This window comes from Aquirufa rosea, from assembly GCF_004118285.1.
GTDB lineage: Bacteria > Bacteroidota > Bacteroidia > Cytophagales > Spirosomataceae > Aquirufa > Aquirufa rosea.
The window spans coordinates 1-3,219 of record NZ_SDHY01000014.1; the positions used below are offsets into that span (position 1 = coordinate 1).

General features: G+C 47.7%; 2 rRNA genes. Both read left to right on the plus strand.

Going from position 1 to position 3,219, the window contains the following annotated elements:
• Positions 1–188: 188 nt before the first annotated feature.
• A 23S ribosomal RNA gene (locus tag ESB04_RS12315) occupies positions 189–3,019 on the plus strand.
• A 68-nt stretch (positions 3,020–3,087) separates the two neighbouring features.
• Positions 3,088–3,199 (plus strand): 5S ribosomal RNA (gene rrf / locus ESB04_RS12320).
• Positions 3,200–3,219 lie beyond the last annotated feature (20 nt).

The following is a 3,219-nucleotide window of genomic DNA, read 5'->3' on the forward strand; positions in this document are numbered from 1 at the left end:
TTATCATTTATCATTTAAGTACAGCCTCCCTCCTACTTCAACGGAAGTAGAATGATTGGGAAACGATGTAGAGATTTATTAGTTAACTAGTAAAGATTTACACAAGGTTCTTTGACATATTGTGAGAATAAAGTAAAGAGTAAGAGCAAGAATAGATAGCGATTGCCTTCGGGCATGAAGATATTAGAGAGTAAGTGAATTAAGGGCGTATGGGGGATGCCTAGGCTCTTGGAGGCGAAGAAGGACGTGTTAAGCTGCGATAAGCTTCGGGGAGGTGCACAAGACCATTAATCCGAAGATTTCCGAATGGGGCAACCCACTAGATTGAAGATCTAGTATTCTATATAAATAGAAGGCAAACCTGCTGAACTGAAACATCTAAGTAAGCAGAGGAAGAGAAAACAAAAGTGATTCCGTAAGTAGTGGCGAGCGAACGCGGATTAGCCCAAACCAGTGTTGTTGCGGCAAGACTGGGGTTGTAGGACTTCGATATCGATAATTTAAATGAACGAGAACTGTCTGGGAAGGCGGGCCATAGAAGGTGAGAGCCCTGTATTGGTAAGTTTAAGTTATTGTAGGAGTATCCTGAGTAGGGGGGGACTGGAGAAATCCCCTTTGAATCTGCCGGCACCATCCGGTAAGGCTAAATACTACCAAGAGACCGATAGTGAACGAGTACTGTGAAGGAAAGGTGAAAAGTACCCTGAGTAAGGGGGTGAAAAGACCCTGAAACCATACGCTTACAAGCGGTCGGAGCCCTTTCGTGGGGTGACGGCGTGCCTTTTGCATAATGAGCCTACGAGTTACTTTCACTGGCGAGGTTAATCACATGGATGTGAGCAGCCGGAGCGAAAGCGAGTCTGAATAGGGCGCTTAGTCAGTGGGAGTAGACGCGAAACTTTGTGATCTACCCATGAGCAGGTTGAAGCTCCGGTAAAACGGAGTGGAGGACCGAACCAGTTTACGTTGAAAAGTATTTGGATGACTTGTGGGTAGGGGTGAAAGGCCAATCAAACTGAGAAATAGCTCGTACTCCCCGAAATGTTTTTAGGAACAGCCTCGGGGTTAAGTTTTAAGCAGGTAAAGCTACCGATAGGACTAGGGGGAGTCAAATCCTACCAAATCCTGACGAACTCTGAATGGCTTAAAATATACCCGGGAGTGAGGGTTGGGGTGCTAAGGTCCCAATCCGAGAGGGAAAGAACCCAGACCAACAGCTAAGGTCCCAAAATCTTTACTAAGTTGAACTAAGGAAGTCTGATTGCAGTGACAGCCAGGATGTTAGCTTGGAAGCAGCTATTCATTTAAAGAGTGCGTAACAGCTCACTGGTCGAGCGAGGCGGGCATCGATAATAAACGGGCATCAAGTAAAGTACCGAAGCTTTGGATTATATTTATATACTGGTAGGGGAGCATTCTGAATGCGGCGAAGGTTGAGCGACGAGCTTGGCTGGAGCGTTCAGAAAAGCAAATGTAGGCATGAGTAACGATAATGAGGGCGAGAAACCCTCACGCCGAAAGACTAAGGTTTCCTCAGCTATGCTAATCAACTGAGGGTTAGTCGGGGGCTAAGGGTCTAGCGAGAGCGACAACCTAATGCACAACAGGTTAATATTCCTGTACTTACTTATTGGGCAAATAGATGACGGAGAGCATGGGTTACCAGATACTGACGGAATAGTGTCTTAGAGAGGCGGCAGCAATGCCAAAACGAGTGTAGCGAGTAATCTTCCAAGAAAAGTCTAGGCGTGTATAACTGATAAGTAACCCGTACCGTAAACCGACACAGGTGGTCGAGAAGAATATTCTAAGGCGCTCGAGTGAATCACGGCTAAGGAACTCGGCAAATTAACCCTGTAACTTCGGGATAAAGGGAGCCTCGAGTAATCGAGGCCGCAGAGAAATGGCCCAGGCGACTGTTTAACAAAAACACATGGCTTTGCAAAATCGAAAGATGACGTATAAGGCCTGACACCTGCCCGGTGCTGGAAGGTTAAGGGGGGATGTTAGCTGCAAGGCGAAGCATTGAACTGAAGCCCCAGTAAACGGCGGCCGTAACTATAACGGTCCTAAGGTAGCGAAATTCCTTGTCGGGTAAGTTCCGACCTGCACGAATGGTGTAACGATCTGGGCACTGTCTCAGCCGTGAGCTCGGTGAAATTGTAGTAACGGTGAAGATGCCGTTTACCCGCAACGGGACGGAAAGACCCCATGAACCTTTACTATAGCTTAGCATTGAGTTTTGGTACTGGATGTGTAGGATAGGTGGGAGGCTGTGAGCCGGTGTCGCTAGGCATCGGGGAGCCAACGTTGAAATACCACCCTTCTTGTACTGGAATTCTAACCCCTAGATGGGGGACATTGCTTGGTGGGTAGTTTGACTGGGGTGGTCGCCTCCAAAAGAGTAACGGAGGCTTTCAAAGGTTCCCTCAGCACGCTTGGTAACCGTGCGTAGAGTGCAATAGCAAAAGGGAGCTTGACTGTGAGACCGACAAGTCGATCAGGTACGAAAGTAGGATATAGTGATCCGGTGGTTTAGTATGGAACAGCCATCGCTCAAAGGATAAAAGGTACTCTGGGGATAACAGGCTGATCTCCCCCAAGAGCTCACATCGACGGGGAGGTTTGGCACCTCGATGTCGGCTCGTCACATCCTGGGGCTGGAGAAGGTCCCAAGGGTTCGGCTGTTCGCCGATTAAAGTGGCACGCGAGCTGGGTTCAGAACGTCGTGAGACAGTTCGGTCCCTATCTGTTGTGGGCGTAGGAATATTGACAGGTTCTGACTTTAGTACGAGAGGACCGAGTTGGACTGACCGCTGGTATATCAGTTGTTCTGCCAAGGGCATAGCTGAGTAGCCACGTCGGGACCAGATAAGCGCTGAAAGCATCTAAGTGCGAAACTGACCTGAAGATGAGTATTCCATGAAGGGTCCGTGTAGACGACACGGTCGATAGGCTACAGATGTAAAGACAGTAATGTCAAAGTCGAGTAGTACTAATTACCCGAAAGCTTACTTTTATTAAAAAAATGTTCTGACTGTTTATTTTATCTCACAATATGGAAAAAGGCTAATACCTTGCAAAATTTATGGAGCCGATAGGACGGGTGTTCACCTCTTCCCATCTCGAACAGAGAAGTTAAGCCCCGCACCGCTGATGATACTGGGATCAAACCCGGGAAAGTAAGTAAGCTCCAAGTTATTATTATCAAGCCCGCTA